Raw genomic sequence first — 17622 nt, 5'->3', positions numbered from 1 at the left:
TTCTCAGTTCTCGGTTCCTGGTTCTCAGCAGCAGATCACCAGGCCAGCGCCCGGGTAACGGCGCGTTCGGTTGCGACGATGGCGGGCAACACGATCCGGCGGGTGCGTCCATACTCTGTCGTCAGGCGCCATCCAAGCGACCGCAGATGCGGCTGTCGGCTGCGGCGCATCCAGCGCAGCGCGTAGCGCATGGCAAGATGACTCAGGCGCACCAGGCGGTGACGCCGACCAAGCAGCGCCACGCCGGGAATGATCAGCGACCATCCCGGCAGCACCGGCAGCAGTAAACCAAGAATGCCAGCAATCAATAAAAGAATGCCCGTCACTCTGCGGGCAATAGCAAGTGGTCTGGCAAGCAATGGAAATACCCGTTTCATTTTCCAACCCCAATCACGTTGTCGTCTTCGTTGGTCCCATGACGAATGTACCGCATCTGGAAGCAGGGCGCCAGGGAAGAATTCCTCTGTCTACTCCCGATATTCCCATACAATCAGCGTTGAGTCGTTGCCAAGTTCACCCGCCTCGATGTAGTTGAGCAGAATCCCGCGCAACTCAAAGCCTGCGCGCAGTTGCGGCGTCAGAGTGGGATCGGTCAGGACGCCAGCAGCGACCGCCTGCGCATACTCCAGCGGACTCATCCGGTCGCGGTAGCGCACATAGCCGGGAATCATCCCGCCGCCGACCATGCCGCGCAGCCCCAGACGGCGCACCAGGTCTTTGCGGGCATTGTAGAGCAGACGGGAAATGCCGCGCCCCCGGTAGTCGGGATGCACGCTCATATCGGCGCCATAGAGCCATTCGCCCTGCGGATCGTGGTTGGTGAAGAAATTTCCGGCGACGATCCAGTGGTACGTGTGGGGTGCGAATGCCACTGCGCTGCTGATGCGAAAGGTGCTGCTCTGCCCGACAACCCGCTCTCCGTCCAGCGCGACGTGCTGACCTTCGGGAAAGATGCGCAACTGCGACTCGAAGTGCTCGCGCTGCATGAGTTCGTGATCGGCGAGCGTCGGGAAGCAGATGCGCTGGTGGTGCACCAGTTGATCGATATGCTCCGGGCGCGTGTTGACGATCACAATCTCACTCATACATCACCACGCAGTCGTTGCAATTCGGCGCGCAACCGTTCAATCTCCGCTTCGGCGCGGCGTCGGGCGTCGGCTTCCCGCTGCGCCTGTTCTTCAGCACGGCGTCGGGCGTCGGCTTCCCGCTGCGCCTGTTCTGCGGCGAGACGCGCCTGTTCTGCGGCGAGACGCGCCTGTTCTGCGGTGAGACGCGCCTGCTCTTCCGCCTGTTGCACTCTGGCGAGGGTCTGCTGCAGCACATCGCTCAGGTCTTCGGTGCGCACGACTTCCCGCCCGCTCGCCAGGTCGAACAGGCGAAGCACGGTCTCATCACGGTACAGTTTCAGCCCCAACTCACGGCTGATAATCCCGCCATCGCTCTCGAACGGCAGCGCCGCATACTCGCCATCGACCAGGGTAAACCCTTGCAGGGGCGGCTTCAGGTATTCCCCCAGCGGGTCGAACAGAAAGTACTCGCGTACGCCGAGCAGCGCGTACAGGGCGCGTTTGTTGCCCTTGTCCTCCAGGCGGGTCGAGCGCGAGGTCATCTCGATCACGACGCAGGGGGCGACGCCTTCTTCCCACAATTTGTAGGTGCGCCGCAGCCCCTTGCGCACTCCCTTGACCACGAACACGTCCGGCGAGACGACGGCCGCGGGGTTGCCTTCTTCGTAGTAGAACATCAGGTTGCCGCTGACATAGATATCCGGCGCATCACGAAAATGGCGCTCCAGCGTTTCGATGGTGTGCAGGATTTCACGGCGATGGACATCAGTCTCACCCACGGGTTTGCCGTCGCTTTCCGGGTACTCAATGATCGGGGACGCAATCACTGCGTCTGTCATGCCCTTCCTCCTTCCGCTGCACCTCAGCGCAGCGCCACAAAACGCAGCGCTTCGTCCAGCACATCCAGCCCTTCGTGCAATTGATCGTCGGTGATGACCAGCGGCATCAGCAGGCGAATGCAATTGGCGTACAGACCGGAGCGCATGGTGAGCACGCCATGTTCGGCGCAGTACCGTACCACCTCCAGCACCTCGTCGGCAGCCGGTTCGCGCGTCGTGCGGTCTTTCACCAGTTCGATCGCCATCATCGCCCCCATGCCACGCACATCGCCGACCAGCGGTATCTCGCGTTGCCAGATCGCCCCCCGTTCATGCACAATTGCGCCGATCCGATGCGCCCGGCGCAGCAGTTCACCATCATTGAACATCTTCAGCACTTCGAGCGCAGCAACGCACGCCAGCGGGTTGCCGCCATAGGTGCCGCCAATACCGCCGATATGCGCCTTATCCATAATTGCAGCGCGTCCGGTTGTAGCTGCCAGCGGCATTCCAGCGGCAATCGACTTGGCGCTGACCAGGATGTCCGGCTCGACCCGCATCTGCTCCATCGCAAACAGTGTACCGGTGCGCCCAAAGCCGCACTGTACCTCGTCGGCGATCAGCACGCTGCCATTGCGGTTGCAGAAGTCGCGCAGGCGTCGCATGAACGCGCGCGGCGTCGGGATAAACCCTCCTTCGCCCTGCACCGGTTCGATGATGACGGCGGCGATTGCTTCCGGACCGACATGCGCCACCAGCATGCGCTCGAAGGCGTCCCAGCACCGTGTGACCGCCTCTTCTTCGCTCAGCCCCATTCGATAGGCGGCAGGGAACGGTGCGCGGTACACTTCGGGCGCAAACGGTCCGAACGTCTTTTTGAACGAATACTTGCTGGTGAGTGTGAGCGTCAGCAGCGTGCGCCCGTGGTACGCCCCCTCGAACGCAATGATCGCCTGGCGTCCGGTTGCGGCGCGGGCGATCTTGATCGCATTTTCGACCCCTTCTGCGCCGCTGTTGGACAGAATGGTCTTGCAGGGACCGCTGATCGGCACGACTGCATTGAGATGTTCACACAGCGCGACATACGGCTCATACGTCCCAACGAGCGCTGAGAAATGGATCAGTTTTGCTGCCTGATCCTGAATGGCAGCCACCACGGACGGCGGGCAGTGCCCCGCATTCAGCACCCCAATGCCGCCGACGAAATCGATGAATGTATTACCGTCAACATCGGTCACCAGCGCACCCGATGCACTTTCGATGGCGATCTGATGCGCCTTGTAAAGACCATTCGGCACAGCCGCTTCGCGTCGCGCCAGCAGTTCGCGCGAGCGCGGACCTGGAATGTTCGTGCGGAGATTAATGCTGCGCGTTGGCGCGGTGGTCATAGCGACTCCTTTCTGTGGCGGCGGAAGGAACAGTACGCCAGCAGTCGGTGACTGCCTCTGCACTGATCACTGACTCTGCGGAGACAGTTCTGACTATAGCACAGGTTTCGGGCATCAGCAAGGGTTACTCGACTTCGTACCCGCTTGCGTCTTCGATGATGACTTCATAGCCATCGTCACGGCGACGGAAGCGGATGTGTCGGGCGCCTTCGATGCCGCGCCGCCGCAACTCGTCGGTGACCTGCTCGCGGATGCGAGACCATAATCCCCCTTCGCCGCCATAGTACCGTTGTAGCAGAACGTTCAGTTCATCGTCAGCCTTCCAGCGAATCATATGCTCCTCCCCTTTCGCCTTTATGTGCAAACTTGTTTTCTTAATGGTCTATTAAGTCGAACTTAATGAACCATTCGCTATGGGTTAATACAGGTGCGGTACCAATAGAAATGCTGTGCTGACACGAATCATACCCACGCATGATGGCGCATCTGTGCATCCTCACAGCCGACGAGACATGGATGCCAGTTGCACCGTTGTCGTGGTTGCCTGAGCTGTTCATGAAAACAACATTGCCGCTTTTGCGCCGTCCCACTGGCATGCGTGAATGGCGCGAAAGGTTATTGTTCCTGCTGCTGATCACTCCAAACATGCTGCTCCTGGCGGCATTTACCTTCTGGCCCATGATCTACAACGCCTATCTGAGCGTGATCAGTTGGAACTTTCTCAGTCCGGTCCGGCGCTTTGTCGGCCTGCGCAACTATGAGACCGTCCTGACGAGCGATATTTTTCGGATTGTTCTGATCAACACGGCAGTCTTTACTATCGTATCGGTCGCAGTCACGATGGCGCTGGGTCTGGGTCTGGCATTGCTGCTGAACCAACCGTTGCGCTGGCGCAACGGCGCGCGTGCAGTGCTCTTCACGCCGACGGTGCTGTCGGGCGCAGCGATCGCAATTATCTGGATCTACATGTTCGATCCACGGTTCGGACCTCTGGCGCAGATCATCAACTGGTTTGGTTCACTGGCGCAGTTGCTGCCAGCGCGCTTTTCCGAGTCTGCACTGGTGGAATGGCTTGCTGGCGTCCGATCGCCGCAGTGGCTCTCTGACCCCAACTGGGCGATGAGTGCGCTTATTATTGTCTACGTCTGGAAGAACCTGGGGTATGCTGTTGTGATCTACCTTGCCGGTCTACAGACGATAGATCGCACCCTGTATGAAGCCGCCCGGATCGATGGCGCTGGCGCGTGGGCGCAGTTCTGGCATGTGACCCTCCCTGGTCTCTCGCCGATCATGTTCTTTCTGCTGGTCACCAGTGTTCTGGCGTGCTTCCAGGCATTCGACATTATCCGGGTGATGACCGATGGCGGTCCGGTGAATGCCACGAATATGCTGGTCTATCACCTGTATGAACGTGGCTTTATCCAGTCGCAGGCTGGTCCGGCGGGCGTCGTGGCGATGGTGATGTTTGTGCTGATGCTGATCCTGACCGTCCTGCAACTACGGTTCATCGAGCGGCGGGTGCATTACAGTTGAAGGCGGGAAGGTTGAAGATTGAGGGTTGAAGGCGGGAAGGTTGAAGGTTGAAGGCGGGAAGGTTGAAGGTTGAAGGTTGAACGTAAGAACGTGGTGCGCGGTGCGAGAGGTGTGAGGCGAGGGGCAAGAGGGAGGGGCGAGAGGCGTGAGGCGTGAGGCGAGGGACGAGGGGTAAGAGGCGAGGGACATCCTCCTAACCATATCTATGGAACAGCAGGCAGAATTGCGACAACAGACAGCAACGAGGCAACGAGAGCGTCATCAGCGCGCATTTGCTTTGCAGCAGCGTTGGCTCTGGCGCATCCTGGGATATGCAGCAATCGTGCTGTCGGTGATCGTGATTGGCTTGCCGATCTACTGGATGCTGATCGCATCCTTCAAGACCAGTCGCGAGATCTACACCGTCCCGCCAACCTGGATCCCGCTCAACCCCACGCTGGACAACTACCCCGCCGCCTGGCAAGCGGCGCCGTTTGCCCGCTACTACCTCAACAGCATCATCGTCACTCTGGTAACGACTGTTTCGAAGATGACCCTGGCGGTGCTGACGGCGTATGCGCTGGTGTTCCTGCGCTTCCCTGGCAAGAATATCGTCTTCCTGATCGTGCTCGCGGCGCTCATGGTGCCAGCGCAGATCACGATTGTGCCAAACTTCCTGACAATGGGCGATCTTGGGCTGGTCAATACATACTGGGGGTTGATCCTGCCTGGTGCGGCGACGGCGTTCGGCACCTTCCTGATGCGCCAGTATTTTATGACATTGCCGCGCGAAGTGTTTGAGGCAGCCGAGATCGATGGCGCAGGTCATATGCGGCGTCTGTGGGCGATTGCGATACCACTGGCGATGCCGGCGCTGGTCACAACCGGTCTGTTCGCAGTCGTCAACGAGTGGAACGAATTTCTCTGGCCCCTGATCATCACCAGCACGGAAGACATGCGCACCCTGCCGATCGGCGTGGCGCGCCTGCTCGATCAGGAAGGACTGGCGCGCTGGGGTGTGGTAATGGCAGGTACGATGTTCGTTGTACTGCCGGTTGTGCTGTTGTTCGTCTGGGCGCAACGCTACATCGTCGAAGGTATCGCAGCCGGAGCAGTGAAGGGGTAGCGGTGAGCGGGGTTGCACGTTGCACGTTGCACGGGCAAAGGTGGAAGGTTGCAGGTGGGAAAAGTTGCGCCGTTGCATCGCAACCTCTCCCACGGGCGATGGCACATTGCAGGTGGAGGGATTGAGGGTTGAGATGACCGGTGCAGCCGTGCGTCGATTGCACCGGTCGTATCAGGCGTCAATCCCGAACACAGATGCTGACGAGAGGAGAGAGGAGTCCATGGCAACGATCAACCGACGACAATTCCTGCGCGGTGTGGCGGCTGGCGCCGGTGCGCTGACGCTGGCAGCCTGCGGCGGCGGCACGACGACCGAACCCACAGCGGCGCCAGCGCAACCCACAGCGGCGCCACCCACTGCAATGCCCCAGGGCGCAATGGGTTCAACGGTCGAAATCACCTACTGGGGGTCATTCAGCGGCGTACTCGGTGAGGCGGAGCAGGCGACTGTCGAAGCCTTCAACAGCATGCAGCAGGATGTCAAAGTCAACTACCAGTTCCAGGGCAACTACGAAGAGACGGCGCAGAAGTTGACCGCTGCGGTTCAGGCGCGCCAGACGCCGGACGTCAGCCTGCTCTCGGATGTCTGGTGGTTCTCGTTCTATATCAACGGTCAGTTGCAGCCGCTCGACGATCTGATGGCAGCCGAAGGCGTCAAGCGCGAAGCCTACGTGGATGTGCTGCTCAACGAAGGCATCCGCAAGAATACCGTCTACTGGATCCCGTTCGCACGCTCGACGCCGCTGTTCTACTACAACAAGGATGCCTGGGCGGAGGCAGGGCTTGAGGATCGTGCGCCGAAGACCTGGGACGAATTCATGGAGTGGGCGCCGAAACTCAACAAAGAGGGACGCGCCGCATTTGCCCACCCCGGCGCTGCAAGTTACATCGCCTGGCTCTTCCAGGGTGTGATCTGGCAGTTTGGCGGACGCTACAGCGACCCCGACTTCACCATCCGCATCCACGAAGAGGGCGGCATCAAAGCTGGCAACTTCTACCGTGACACGACCCAGACCTACAAGTGGGCAACCACGCCGAAGGACGTGACCCAGGACTTCGTCACCGGTCAGTCAGCCAGCGCGATGTTGAGCACTGCTGCGCTGGCAGGCGTCGAGAAGAATGCGCAGTTCCCGGTCGGCACCGGCTTTCTGCCGGAAGGACCGGCTGGCTTCGGGTGCTGCACCGGCGGCGCGGGTATGGCCATCCTGGCGGGCCTGCCTGCTGAGAAGCAGCAGGCGGCGATGAAGTGGATCGCCTTTGCCACCGGTGAGGAGTGGACAATTAACTGGGCGCAGCGCACAGGATATATGCCGGTGCGCAAGGCAGCGGTGCAGTCGGAGAGTATGCAGAAATATTTTACCGAGCGCCCCAACTTCCGCACGGCGGTCGAACAGTTGCCGAAGACCCGTCCGCAGGACTCGGCGCGCGTCTATGTACGCGGCGGCGATCAGATCATCGGCAAGGGGTTGGAGCGCATTACGGTTGCGGGCGAAGACCCGGCGAAGGTCTGGATGGACGTCAAGAAAGAACTCGAAGAGGCTGCCGCGCCAACCGTCGAACTGTTGAAGACGGTTGAGGGTTAGGGATCGACATCTGTCACCGGCAACCTGTCATCTTTCGTGTGTTGTGGAGCCGTTGCACTGCAACGGCTCTCTCTTTCTTATGCACCGTGCAATGTTCTGTGTGCCGCTCTCCTCGCTTGCGGCAACATAGTCAGCGTTCTACAATGTAAAGGAACATAACTGCAAACCGCCGGGACGCCGGGAGCGCGCAGGTTTCTATCCATCGCTCGCTGCGTCCGCTGCGTCTCTGCGGTGAAATGACCTTTTCGCAGAAGACCTTTCGTCTCGTCATCATACCCATGTGAGTGCAACTATGATCCACATCGACATCGCCGTTGCCAAAGTGCCGCGTTACGGCGCCTCTGAGAGCGGCGACACGCTCGAAGTCATCGAACGACCCGGAGGCGGTTTATCGGTCGTGCTGGTAGACGGGCAGGGGAGCGGGCGTGGCGCCAAGACGTTGAGCAACCTGATCGCCACCCGCGCCATTACCCAACTCAAAGATGGAGCACGGGACGGGGTCGTGGCGCGCGCTGTCCACGACTATCTGTACACCTACCGCATGGGGCAGGCGTCTGCGACGCTCAATATTCTCTCGATCGATTTTGCCAGCGGCAGTCTGCGCGTCTCGCGCAACAATCCGGCGCCCTTCTTCGTTCTGGATGCTTCGGGCGAGGTGCAGATGCACAATGAGCCATCGACTCCGATAGGGTTGCATCCGCTGACGAAGCCGGTGATCAGCGAAATACCGCTGCGCTCCGGGGTGCAGATTGTTATGTTCACCGACGGGTTGCTGAAGGTTGGCGAGCGCTACGGTGTTGATATGGAACTCGGCAACTACCTTGCCGGATGGTGCACATACGCAGATCAACCGGCTACGGCGCTGGCAGAGGCGCTCCTCAATCGTGCGCTCGAACTCGATCGGAACGAACCGACCGACGACATCAGCATCGTTGTTGCGGCAGTTGTCGAGCGCGCGAGCGCCAACCGCGCGCGGCGTATGACGGTCAGCGTCCCTGTTGAGCGCAGCGTTGAGCGTCACGAGGAAGCGTTAAGCGATACCGACGATTGAGACTTCTTCGGATAACCGCCGAACGCGGGGCATACGCGTCGAGATCAATGCTCAGCGGATCGCGTCGGAGAGCGGGCGGGAGAGGTACAGGTGCATCTCCGGCGACAGGAAGATGCGACCGTGGCGCCCCCGACGGGATTCGAACCCGTGATCTCCACCTTGAAAGGGTGGCGTCCTTGGCCTCTAGACGACGGGGGCGCGCCATTGCCATTATACCAGAGATTCTCCGCCGGGCAAACGCCGCAGGTGCGTTGCGTTCGCCTGGAGAGGGCTTCAGGCGCGTGGCGCCGGAGTTTTCTCCTTCTCGTCCTGATCGTTGAGATCACGCAGAAGATCGTCGTCGCTCAGGTTGAGTGGCACAACCTTCTCATCCTGCGCTTCCGCCGGCTCCTCGTCATCTGCGGGTTCATCCAGCGGTGCGACGGTTGTATCGACCTGCGCGACGTACTTTTTGAGCGTCAGCAACTGCTTTGCCAGGAGCGGCGCCTGATCCGCAGTGAGCGCCCGTGTGAGTTCGACATCGAGCAGCGCCGAGGTTCCGGCGCCGGGCAGGACGGTGGCGCGTTTGACCGGCGCGCCGAGACGTGCGAGCGCATCGAGCGCCTTGCCGACAGCGCGGTTGTCGTCGTATAGATGGATGCGCAGGCGACTTACCGGTCCGCCAAAATTCAGGCGCGCCTCGACCCACTCAAGGATCGTCAATGTAAAGAGAAACAACAGGGTGCCGAAGATAGCTAACCATCCCAGACCGGTCGCCACTGTGACTCCTATTCCGGCGCACCCCCACAGGGTCGCTGCCGTCGTCAAACCGCGCACCGTTGTGCCATGACGCAGGATTGCGCCAGCGCCCATGAACCCTATCCCCGACACCACATAACTTGCCACACGCAACGCATCACGCTCTCCTGTCAACTCGGCAAAGCCGTAAGCGCCTGCCATGGTTACCAGGCATGCTCCTAATCCGACCAGAATATGGGGACGAAAGCCACTCGCGCGCTCGTGCCCAGAACGTTCGATCCCGATCAATCCGCACAACACCATCGTCAGTAACAACCGTCCCATCGTCACAGGGTCGATAGGTCCTATCAGTCGCATCACATCCAGACCAATGTTCATCTGGCGCCTTTCTCCTCTCTGCATGGTGAGATCGCTGCACAACTATCTTAGCGCAAAGTCGCCATGATGCCGCTCGTGTATCGTCGTATGATACCGTTGCTCATGCAATGGCATTGTTCCCCTCAAGCGATTCCGGTCGGCGCCTGTTTCATAAACCGTCAGGACGTTCGCCTGAACCGTTTCCGGCTCATAGCGTCCTCATCTGTTCAGGGTCGATAGAGGTTGCCCGGATGTCCAGCTTCCATCGCATCGCTTGCCAGACGCTCCGCTGCGGCGAGCACCGCCACCCGATGGTGGGACTGACGGAGCAGGCGGAGTGCGGCGATCAGCGTGCACCAGCGCAGCATCGTGATACGCTCGTTGAATTGAGGGCGCTCCGTTCCATCTACGACGCGGACCAGAAAGTATATGAGTTGCTTGTGGATGACCTGCCCGCCCTTGACAACGGGATAGAGCGTCCGCAGCAGTTCGCCGTGCAAAACGCCGCGCAATCCCGTCTCTTCGGCCACCTCGCGCAGCGCCGCTACGTCGGCCGGTTCGCCTTCCAGGAGTTGTCCCTTCGGCAGGGTCCAGTCACCGCGTTTCTTGATCAGTAAGAACTCAACGAACGCATTGGTTGTCCAGCGATACACGACGCCGCACGCGGCAAACTGCGTCGCCACAGCGAACGGGCGCGTTTGACAGGTTTGAACATATGAGGTTGTCATCGGTTGCTCCTCTTCTGATCCATCCTCAACATCACGCGCTCCTCTCTCGCTATGCAGCTTGAGGGCGGACAGAGCGCATGCGTGATCCGTGCTGCCGATGGAGAGCAGGCGAAGGCGCACCCTTCGCCTGCCCCATCCGCCGTTCTATCCCCGGAGCGGAGCGTGAGAGGGTAAGATGCCGATGTGAGCGTCAACCGCCGTTCTCTGGCAGGCGCAGACGCCCCTCACGCGCATCATACTCGAACAGTTCGGCATAGCGCCCCCATTCAATCGCTGTATCGAGCGTGCTGGCAGCCTCTTCGGCGCCCATAAAATCTTCCAGCTCCGTGAGAAATCGCTCACGCGGCGCGCGGTGATCGGGGCGCGTGGAGAGGACGCGCCGGATGTGCGCCACCAGCGGAACGCGATTCATCAGATGTTCGGCAAAGATCACTTTGCGTTCCTGAATGTCGCTCCGGGCCAGTTTCACCCCTTCCGGCAACAGGTTGATATCCCCCTCGCGGGTCTGCGCAAAACCCAGCAACTCGGCTGCATCGATCAGCGGAAACAGGTCGTCTGCATCGAGTTGCATGCCAGCAGCCAGTTCCGGAAGATCGCCGCGCCCCTGTTCCGACCCTGCTTCCACCTGCTCGATCAGCCCGATGATCTGCGCTACTTCCGCTTCCGGCAGACGCATCCCCAGGCTGGTGCGATCGCTCTCAACATCGACAGCGCCGACAAATGCCGCTGCTGGCGTCGTCATTGCCCGATAGATCGTCTCGACCCTGGCGAGAAATGCGGGATCGTTGCGATCACGCGGTCGAGGCAGATCGATCGGTTCGTTGCTGATGATCCGTCCGGGGTTGGAACTGAGAATGAGCACCCGGTCAGCCATCAGAACCGCTTCTTCAATGTTATGCGTCACCATCAGAATTGCCTGCGTCGGAATGCGCCGCGCTTCCCAGAGATCAAGCAGCTCGGTGCGCAGATTTTCCGCCGTCAGCACGTCGAGTGCTGAGAACGGCTCGTCCATCAGCAAGACGTCGGGGTTCGTCACCAGCGCGCGGGCGAAGCCGACCCGCTGGCGCATGCCGCCCGACAGTTCTTTCGGGTAGGCGCTTTCAAACCCATCGAGACCGATCAGGTCGATTGCGGCCAGCGCCCGCCGACGGCGCTCCCCCTCTGGCACTCCCATCGTTTCCAGTCCCAATTCAACGTTCTCCAGCACCGTCAGCCACGGGAAGAGCGCAAAGGACTGGAACACCATCGCCATCCCGGGCATCGGACCGGTCACCGGTCGATTGCGGTAGCGCACCTCCCCGCTCGACGGCGAAATCAGCCCGATGAGACAACGGAGCAGTGTTGATTTACCAGATCCGGAGCGTCCCAGCAGAGCGACAATTTCACCTTCCGCCAGGTCCAGATTGATGTTGTCGAGCACCAGCAGATCGTTGCCTTCGGGCGTTTTGAAGAGTTTACGCAGATTGCGGACGCTCAGGATCGTTTTCCCGACGCCAGCTGTCGTCTTCGGTATCAGGGTCATCGCCATATGCCGCTCCTTTCAGCTAAGGCGTTGGCGGCCTCAGCCAGAATCGATGCCATACACGCACGTCACCACCGCTGGTCCATCACCTTTCTGCCGGTTCAATCTGACTCGACCCGTTTTCGGTGGTCTCGACCTGCTGCACCGGCGCCGCTATCGTATACCTGCCATACAGGTGCAGCCCTGCAAAACTGCCCAGGATCAGCAAGTACAACACAATGACGGCCTGAATGATCTCCCGCTCGAGTTGCGCAATGCGGGGACGATTGGCGCGGGCCCGTGCTATGGCTTCGCGCCGCCGCTGCGCAGCCCCGGCAATGTCGTCCTGAAGCGTCAGGTCAGCGTTCCAAACAAGTCCGAAGCTGGCTGTGCCGTTAAACGTCTCATCCATCGTTTCATACGAGAGCTTCTTCATGATCAGCGCCTCCTTGTGCGAGGGGTTAGCACCGGTGTTCTAAGGCGTTTGCAGACCACCGGTAAAAACTTGCGTCATTCAATTACCGTAGCAACCCGCGCTGTTTGACGTAAATCAGTGGCAGCAGCGCCAGCAACGCCGTCAGGGCGATAACCATCGGCTCGCCGTACTGCCACTCCAGGATAGGCATATAGGCGAAATTCATGCTGTAGTACGTCGAAATGAGTAGAGCGGGCAGAAACACTGCGGTGAGCACCGAAAACACCTTGACAATCTGATTCTGCTTGACGCTCAGCGCCAGGTTATTGGACGTTTGTAAGAGACGTACACGGTCATGGACGAAATGCACGTGCTCCTCGACCCCTTCGATGTCATCAATGAGGGTGTGGTAACGTTGCCTGAGATGGGAAAACTCCTGCGGAAGACGCGCCAGCGTTTGTCTCGCCACCAGGGCGAGTTGCAGTTGGGTCTGGATGCACTCCGAAAGCAAATCCTCGACTACGCCCAACTCAACCTGGGTCGATACGACATCGCTGACCCCGAAGTCACGCTCGCGTGATTCGAGGCTATTGAGAACGGCATTCGTCTGCACCAGCGCCTCGCCGAGATCCTCGTTCAACGAGTCGAGCAGTTCGTCGGTGGCATCGTTGATCGACTGCAAGACAATAGCGAAGGCTTCGAATGCATCGTTATCACGTCCGTCACGCTGCATCCGTGATACCGCGACGCCGAGCGGTTTTGGAGCAGGCTCTGGCTCCAGGGAGACAAGAATCTCCCGCCCAACTATAAAGATCACCTTGCTGATTATCTTCTTGTTCCCCTCGACGCTCAGAAACGTCAGAGGGTAAATCAGGAATTCCCCTACCTGGCTGATACCGCTTGTCACAGTCTGGATAAGGTCGATGCCCAGGCGTTGCTTGATCACTGCGAGTGCATCGGTCTGGGCAGCGCTGACACGCAGCCACCGGTTAACCGGGGGCGTCTGATTGATAGTAACTGGAACCGAAAACGCTTCGTTCTGGCTCATCGAGATCCTCCTTCACCTTCGGACGAGTTATCGGGAATGACGTTCTTCTCAAGATAAAACTCCCTGTGCGTACCCGATGTGGAAGACGTGCGCGTCTCCAGATGGTAGTTGCCAAAATGCAGCGCCGTCACGATCGCAATCGTGATACCCCAGGCGAGACCCATCATGACGAATGACAATTTTTCGTAGCGGGTCCAGCGCGTTGATGGTTTGTATCGAGACGTCTGGCTCTGCGCACGGTCTATAGTTCGTGTCCAGACGAGAGGTTCTGTGGGAGTGTCAACCCCACCAGACCATCTGCCGTAAGTAAACTGTTGCATTGTTGGACCTCCCTCCGCTCATCTGTTGTGTATCGTTATCTGAGCGCCCCCGCTTGTCTGATGATGATCACGGGCACTGCTGTCACTAATAGCACGCCCAGCATTTGTACCCACGAGGAGGCAAACCACGACAACTCCGGCATGAACCGAAAGTTCTGCCCATACCAGTTGATCAAGGCGGTACCCGGTACAAATATGGCCCATAGCACTGTGAACACCTTGACCACATTCAGGTCGCTCATTGCGACGGTTTCTTGCGCTGCCAGTTGATGAAATCGCTGTCTCTCCTGCATGAAGCATGCACGTCGCTGCACGCTTTCAATCTCGGCGACCAATTCATCAACGCGCTCAACCGTCAACCATGACCGTTGAAGAACAGCGCGGCGCAGCTGGCGCCCGGCCCGTTCCAGGTCGTATAACGATTGCAACACGAAAGACAGCGGGGCAGGCAGGGTCGATAGGTAAGCATCTAAGTTTGCTACATCCTCAACTCCGCCAGCCTCATCAGTGCCAACATTCGTCAGGAGGCGAGCATTAACGTGCCCGGCTACGCTCAACCCATCATCGATCGCGTCGAGCACTTTTGCCGTCTGGACCACTAACTGGTGCAAGAGAACCAGCGCCGTCGCGTGGGAACTTTCAAACGGAAGCCCCTGAGCCTGCATCCACTCGCGCGCCTGACCGGGCCATAGCTCACCGTGAACTGTCTCCACCGTGTAGAGGGGAGTCTGATCGTCACGTTGGAACCACAGCATATCGGTCACTAACAGGCGCAACCCTTCGAGTCTTGTACAGCGAATGCGCAGGACGCCTTCAGGTCGAACCATGGTCTCGGTCGTCAGGGGCAGCCCATACATTCGGGCTACATCTTCAAGCTCCTGCTGGTTGCTTACCTGCAGGCGAACCCAGGCAGGTAGTTCGTTGACCTTTTTCATCGCATCCACCCCTTCTTTCTGATGTAAAACAATGGCAGAATGGCGCTCAAGCCCGTAAGAACGATGACCGCCCATTCTCCCCATGGCAGAAACAGTTCGGGCATCTCAGCAAAGTTTTGTCCGTAAAAGGCGGCGACCAGGGTCGGCGGCGTGAAGACCGCAGTCACGATGGTGAACACTTTGATCACATTGTTTTGCTTGAGATCGAGCGTGGTCATCAGCGATTGCTGCAGGTTGCGGATCTTGCCGTGCTGAAAGTGCGCGTAGCGCCGCAGGCTATGGATGTCCGACAACAGCGTGGGCAGCGCCTGACCAAACTGCGTATGACCCGCAACACGCCGCAGCCAGCGGACGGCTCGGGCAAGCATCAACTGGCTCTCGACTGTCTTCGCAACCAGTTCTTCGGCTTCAGCCAGTGTGACTACCGTATCGGCGATGTCTGCGACACCGACCTGGCGCCCAGTTATCTGGTAGCCGCCCCCTGCAGTGGCTACAGACTCGCCAAGTTCGTCGAGACGCTCGGAGATCTCCCGGATGGTCGCATGAGCTGCGTCGTTGAGCGATTGCAGAATGAGAAACAGGACAGAAGCAGGATCATGGGTCTTGCCAGCCTGAACTTCTTCGAGCACGATTCGGCTTGCCACATCCAACGCGCCAAGACGCGCATCGTGCTCGACACTGATCAGCACGGAGTTGCCGAGGGCGAACACAACGTTTGTCTCCCGGTATTCATGATGCTGGTAAACGATCAGGTCGACCGGGATGATCACAAAGCCGTACTCCTCAACTGCCGCGCGTCCGACCCTTGCCGACAGATCGATGCCATACATGTGTTTCACCTCCGCCAGCCGATCACCTTGCTGCCGGTCCAGCCTCATCCAACCCGCTTGAAGCAGACGCTCACGAGCCGATGCAGAAGTGATGTCACTCGTTGTCATTGTGTGTCTCCAGTCTTTTCTAGAGGTCATAACACTCCCTAATCCAGACGGAAACGGGTTTCAGCCAGCGCATAGAGTCGGCGCCAGAACAGGCGGTTGAATCCCAGAACGAGCAATCCCATTACGAGCATGCCCAAACCGACGTGCGGGTTAAACTCGCCAGTGCTCCAGTAGGCGATGTAGGCGCCCAGACCGGTCAGGGTGAGGGTCGTTGCGCCCCACGACACGACCTCAGAGACGATGGACGCATTCCAGGAACCGCCCGAAGCCGTAATCCCGCCGGTGACGAACGCTGGAAAGATTGCCGGAATAATCAGTTTGCGCCACCATGCCCACCCTCGCAGACCAAGCACCCGGGCAGCCTCTTTCAGATCGTTTGGAATGCTGATCGTGCCAGCGATCACGTTGAACAGGATGTACCACTGCGCTCCCAGAATCATCAGTGGCGCCTGAAACAGGTTCTGCGGCAGCGCATAGGTAGCGATGAGCACCACTGCAATCGGAAAGAGCAGGTTAGCGGGGAAAGCAGCAGCAAACTGCGCCAGCGGCTGCACAAACTGGGCGACCCGCGGGCGCAATCCGATCCAGACCCCAATCGGAGTCCAGACCAGTGTCGAGATGCCGATCCAGATCACCACTCGCATAGTCGTGAGCAGTCCAAGCCACAGGCACTCCAGTACCTCTGACCAGGATACTTTGCCTGCAGGTACCATGGGTGTAGCGCAGGCGGCGGCCAGATCACCCGGCGCGCCGACGCGCTCGTCACGCAGCACTTCCGCCATCTCTGCACCGACTCTCGTCCCGTCTGCGGTCACTGCGCACACAGCCGACAGCCAGACTGTATGATCGGGGTTGACCGTGACTCCGACGGCAGCAAAACGGCGGGCAATCTCCGGGTTGAGATCGGTATTGACATTTGGATTTGCCGCCAGAATCCGACCATTATCGAAACCCAGCCCCGGACCGAACATATACGTCGCCAGGAACCATACCGCCCACAGCGCCGCTGCGATCACGAGCGCATACCAGATCCGGTCAATCGCACGATCAATCGGTCGCAGCGATGGTTGCGGTTCGACGCGCGGACCAGGATGATCACCCGTCAGCCGAACCGGAATGCTCTGGCGGATCGCGGCGCCAAGCGCACCCAGGCTGCTGGCGATCCCCGACCGCTGCAACAAACGCAGCATCCACGATTGTGCAACTTCCTGCGCCTCAGACTGCTCGAACTTGAATTTTTCAGACCAGGCGACGATAGGGCGGAAAATCAACTGGTCGTAGATCAGAATGATTATCAGTAACGTCAGACCGGCATACACCATCGCCGCAACATCCGCCTGCTCAATCGCCAGCCCGACATACGAGCCGACTCCAGGCAGATACTGATCATTGTCGCGCCCGACCACCGAGATGACCTCAGAGGCGACCACAAAGAACCACCCGCCCGATACTGACATCATTGTGTTCCAGATGAGACCGGGCATTGCGAAAGGAACTTCCAGCTTCCAGAACTTTTTCCACGGCGAGAGCCGTAACACGGCAGCAGCCTCTTGTAGCTCCCTGGGCGTGGTGATCAACGAGTGATAGAAGCTAAAGGCCATATTCCACACCTGCGAGGTAAAGATTGCAAAGATACTGGCCGCCTCCAGACCGAGCAGGCTGCCGCGGAACATGCCGAGAAAAATCGCCGTTGTCACCGTCAGGAACCCCAGGATTGGCAGTGACTGGAGGAAATCCAGCGCTGGAATGATAACGATCTCAGCGCGCCGCGACTTGGCTGCCAGGGTCGCCACGGTGAACGTGAACAGCAGGCTCAGCAGCACAGCAAGGAACATGCGGAACACCGTCCGCAACCCGTAATAGGGCAGGTTGGCAGGATTTAGAGAAACAGTTAGATCAGGCGTCGTCTCATCGAATGGCTGCGACGCGCCCTGAAACGCGACCGTCAGCAACAGGATCGCCACGATCACCAGCGGGACGACCACAAGGTCCCAGGGCGTCAGCTTGAAGCGCGGGCGCAGCACGCCCGCGTCAGGAAACGTCACGCGCATACGTGTCCTCCTGAGATGGTCAAGGCTTTGGTAACGAGATTCCAACA

General features: G+C 59.3%; 18 protein-coding genes and 1 tRNA gene. 4 read left to right on the top strand and 15 right to left on the bottom strand.

Annotated features, from left to right (window positions below; all coding sequences use genetic code 11):
- Positions 1 to 35: 35 nt before the first annotated feature.
- The 5 genes from ROSERS_RS23495 to ROSERS_RS23475 form a co-directional block, all read right to left on the bottom strand.
- A complete protein-coding gene (locus tag ROSERS_RS23495) occupies positions 36 to 377 on the bottom strand; it encodes a hypothetical protein (protein WP_011959241.1) in 342 nt (113 codons plus the stop codon).
- Positions 378 to 467: 90 nt separating this feature from the next.
- Positions 468 to 1085 carry a GNAT family N-acetyltransferase gene (locus ROSERS_RS23490; RefSeq protein WP_011959240.1) on the bottom strand — a complete coding sequence of 206 codons (618 nt, stop codon included), beginning with the start codon at positions 1083 to 1085 and terminating at the stop codon, positions 468 to 470.
- Entirely contained in the window at positions 1082 to 1906 is an 825-nt protein-coding gene (locus ROSERS_RS23485) for a Uma2 family endonuclease (RefSeq protein WP_011959239.1), read from the bottom strand. Before ROSERS_RS23485 ends, ROSERS_RS23490 begins: the two co-directional genes overlap by 4 nt.
- A 23-nt stretch (positions 1907 to 1929) precedes the next feature.
- A complete protein-coding gene (locus ROSERS_RS23480) occupies positions 1930 to 3273 on the bottom strand; it encodes an aspartate aminotransferase family protein (RefSeq protein ID WP_011959238.1) in 1344 nt (447 codons plus the stop codon).
- 124 nt (positions 3274 to 3397) lie between these two features.
- Entirely contained in the window at positions 3398 to 3607 is a 210-nt protein-coding gene (locus ROSERS_RS23475) for a hypothetical protein (protein WP_041334427.1), read from the bottom strand.
- 221 nt (positions 3608 to 3828) lie between these two features.
- Here ROSERS_RS23475 and ROSERS_RS23470 point away from each other — a divergent pair, with 221 nt between their 5' ends.
- The 4 genes from ROSERS_RS23470 to ROSERS_RS23455 all read left to right on the top strand — a co-directional run bounded on the left by ROSERS_RS23470 (position 3829) and on the right by ROSERS_RS23455 (position 8544).
- Positions 3829 to 4806 carry a carbohydrate ABC transporter permease gene (locus ROSERS_RS23470; RefSeq protein WP_041336133.1) on the top strand — a complete coding sequence of 326 codons (978 nt, stop codon included), beginning with the start codon at positions 3829 to 3831 and terminating at the stop codon, positions 4804 to 4806.
- 205 nt (positions 4807 to 5011) lie between these two features.
- On the top strand, positions 5012 to 5911 hold the full coding sequence (locus tag ROSERS_RS23465) for a carbohydrate ABC transporter permease (RefSeq protein WP_011959235.1): 900 nt from the start codon (positions 5012 to 5014) through the stop codon (positions 5909 to 5911).
- 220 nt (positions 5912 to 6131) lie between these two features.
- Positions 6132 to 7493 carry an ABC transporter substrate-binding protein gene (locus ROSERS_RS23460; RefSeq protein WP_011959234.1) on the top strand — a complete coding sequence of 454 codons (1362 nt, stop codon included), beginning with the start codon at positions 6132 to 6134 and terminating at the stop codon, positions 7491 to 7493.
- Positions 7494 to 7785: 292 nt separating this feature from the next.
- Positions 7786 to 8544: a PP2C family protein-serine/threonine phosphatase gene (locus ROSERS_RS23455; protein WP_011959233.1), complete on the top strand. Its 759-nt coding sequence runs from the start codon at positions 7786 to 7788 to the stop codon at positions 8542 to 8544.
- Between the two features lie 121 nt (positions 8545 to 8665).
- Here ROSERS_RS23455 and ROSERS_RS23450 read toward each other — a convergent pair.
- From ROSERS_RS23450 to ROSERS_RS23410, 10 genes are all read right to left on the bottom strand, one after another.
- Positions 8666 to 8742: transfer RNA gene (locus ROSERS_RS23450), tRNA-Glu, on the bottom strand.
- 75 nt (positions 8743 to 8817) lie between these two features.
- Positions 8818 to 9660, bottom strand: a complete 843-nt coding sequence (locus ROSERS_RS23445; protein ID WP_011959232.1) for an MgtC/SapB family protein — start codon at positions 9658 to 9660, stop codon at positions 8818 to 8820.
- Between the two features lie 206 nt (positions 9661 to 9866).
- Positions 9867 to 10367, bottom strand: a complete 501-nt coding sequence (locus ROSERS_RS24525) for an NUDIX hydrolase (RefSeq protein ID WP_011959231.1) — start codon at positions 10365 to 10367, stop codon at positions 9867 to 9869.
- A gap of 190 nt (positions 10368 to 10557) precedes the next feature.
- Complete coding sequence (locus ROSERS_RS23435) at positions 10558 to 11895, bottom strand: ABC transporter ATP-binding protein (protein WP_011959230.1); 1338 nt, start codon at positions 11893 to 11895, stop codon at positions 10558 to 10560.
- Positions 11896 to 11974: 79 nt separating this feature from the next.
- Positions 11975 to 12304: a hypothetical protein gene (locus ROSERS_RS23430; protein ID WP_011959229.1), complete on the bottom strand. Its 330-nt coding sequence runs from the start codon at positions 12302 to 12304 to the stop codon at positions 11975 to 11977.
- Between the two features lie 82 nt (positions 12305 to 12386).
- On the bottom strand, positions 12387 to 13331 hold the full coding sequence (locus ROSERS_RS23425; RefSeq protein WP_011959228.1) for a magnesium transporter CorA family protein: 945 nt from the start codon (positions 13329 to 13331) through the stop codon (positions 12387 to 12389).
- Positions 13328 to 13651 (bottom strand): hypothetical protein, encoded by a 324-nt coding sequence (locus ROSERS_RS25490; RefSeq protein ID WP_011959227.1) that lies wholly within the window; start codon positions 13649 to 13651, stop codon positions 13328 to 13330. Before ROSERS_RS25490 ends, ROSERS_RS23425 begins: the two co-directional genes overlap by 4 nt.
- A gap of 35 nt (positions 13652 to 13686) precedes the next feature.
- The gene (locus tag ROSERS_RS23420; protein WP_011959226.1) at positions 13687 to 14586 is read right to left on the bottom strand and encodes a CorA family divalent cation transporter; all 900 of its coding nucleotides are present in this window, start codon (positions 14584 to 14586) and stop codon (positions 13687 to 13689) included.
- Complete coding sequence (locus tag ROSERS_RS23415) at positions 14583 to 15524, bottom strand: magnesium transporter CorA family protein (protein ID WP_041334424.1); 942 nt, start codon at positions 15522 to 15524, stop codon at positions 14583 to 14585. The genes ROSERS_RS23420 and ROSERS_RS23415 overlap by 4 nt, the downstream gene beginning before the upstream one ends.
- A 38-nt stretch (positions 15525 to 15562) precedes the next feature.
- Complete coding sequence (locus ROSERS_RS23410) at positions 15563 to 17575, bottom strand: ABC transporter permease (protein WP_011959224.1); 2013 nt, start codon at positions 17573 to 17575, stop codon at positions 15563 to 15565.
- Positions 17576 to 17622 lie beyond the last annotated feature (47 nt).

The sequence above is a fragment of the Roseiflexus sp. RS-1 genome, from assembly GCF_000016665.1.
In the GTDB taxonomy this organism is placed as follows: domain Bacteria; phylum Chloroflexota; class Chloroflexia; order Chloroflexales; family Roseiflexaceae; genus Roseiflexus.
This window is presented reverse-complemented; position numbering and strand designations above follow the sequence as displayed.

Coding starts and splice junctions, on each gene's coding strand:
- ROSERS_RS23490 (WP_011959240.1), bottom strand. CDS start 1,085: ATGAGTGAGATTGTGATCGTCAACACGCGCCCGGAGCATATCGATCAA.
- ROSERS_RS23430 (WP_011959229.1), bottom strand. CDS start 12,304: ATGAAGAAGCTCTCGTATGAAACGATGGATGAGACGTTTAACGGCACA.
- ROSERS_RS23495 (WP_011959241.1), bottom strand. CDS start 377: ATGAAACGGGTATTTCCATTGCTTGCCAGACCACTTGCTATTGCCCGC.
- ROSERS_RS23485 (WP_011959239.1), bottom strand. CDS start 1,906: ATGACAGACGCAGTGATTGCGTCCCCGATCATTGAGTACCCGGAAAGC.
- ROSERS_RS23455 (WP_011959233.1), top strand. CDS start 7,786: ATGATCCACATCGACATCGCCGTTGCCAAAGTGCCGCGTTACGGCGCC.
- ROSERS_RS23410 (WP_011959224.1), bottom strand. CDS start 17,575: ATGCGCGTGACGTTTCCTGACGCGGGCGTGCTGCGCCCGCGCTTCAAG.
- ROSERS_RS23445 (WP_011959232.1), bottom strand. CDS start 9,660: ATGAACATTGGTCTGGATGTGATGCGACTGATAGGACCTATCGACCCT.
- ROSERS_RS23435 (WP_011959230.1), bottom strand. CDS start 11,895: ATGGCGATGACCCTGATACCGAAGACGACAGCTGGCGTCGGGAAAACG.
- ROSERS_RS23415 (WP_041334424.1), bottom strand. CDS start 15,524: ATGACAACGAGTGACATCACTTCTGCATCGGCTCGTGAGCGTCTGCTT.
- ROSERS_RS23480 (WP_011959238.1), bottom strand. CDS start 3,273: ATGACCACCGCGCCAACGCGCAGCATTAATCTCCGCACGAACATTCCA.
- ROSERS_RS23470 (WP_041336133.1), top strand. CDS start 3,829: ATGAAAACAACATTGCCGCTTTTGCGCCGTCCCACTGGCATGCGTGAA.
- ROSERS_RS25490 (WP_011959227.1), bottom strand. CDS start 13,651: ATGCAACAGTTTACTTACGGCAGATGGTCTGGTGGGGTTGACACTCCC.
- ROSERS_RS23425 (WP_011959228.1), bottom strand. CDS start 13,331: ATGAGCCAGAACGAAGCGTTTTCGGTTCCAGTTACTATCAATCAGACG.
- ROSERS_RS23420 (WP_011959226.1), bottom strand. CDS start 14,586: ATGAAAAAGGTCAACGAACTACCTGCCTGGGTTCGCCTGCAGGTAAGC.
- ROSERS_RS23465 (WP_011959235.1), top strand. CDS start 5,012: ATGGAACAGCAGGCAGAATTGCGACAACAGACAGCAACGAGGCAACGA.
- ROSERS_RS23460 (WP_011959234.1), top strand. CDS start 6,132: ATGGCAACGATCAACCGACGACAATTCCTGCGCGGTGTGGCGGCTGGC.
- ROSERS_RS24525 (WP_011959231.1), bottom strand. CDS start 10,367: ATGACAACCTCATATGTTCAAACCTGTCAAACGCGCCCGTTCGCTGTG.
- ROSERS_RS23475 (WP_041334427.1), bottom strand. CDS start 3,607: ATGATTCGCTGGAAGGCTGACGATGAACTGAACGTTCTGCTACAACGG.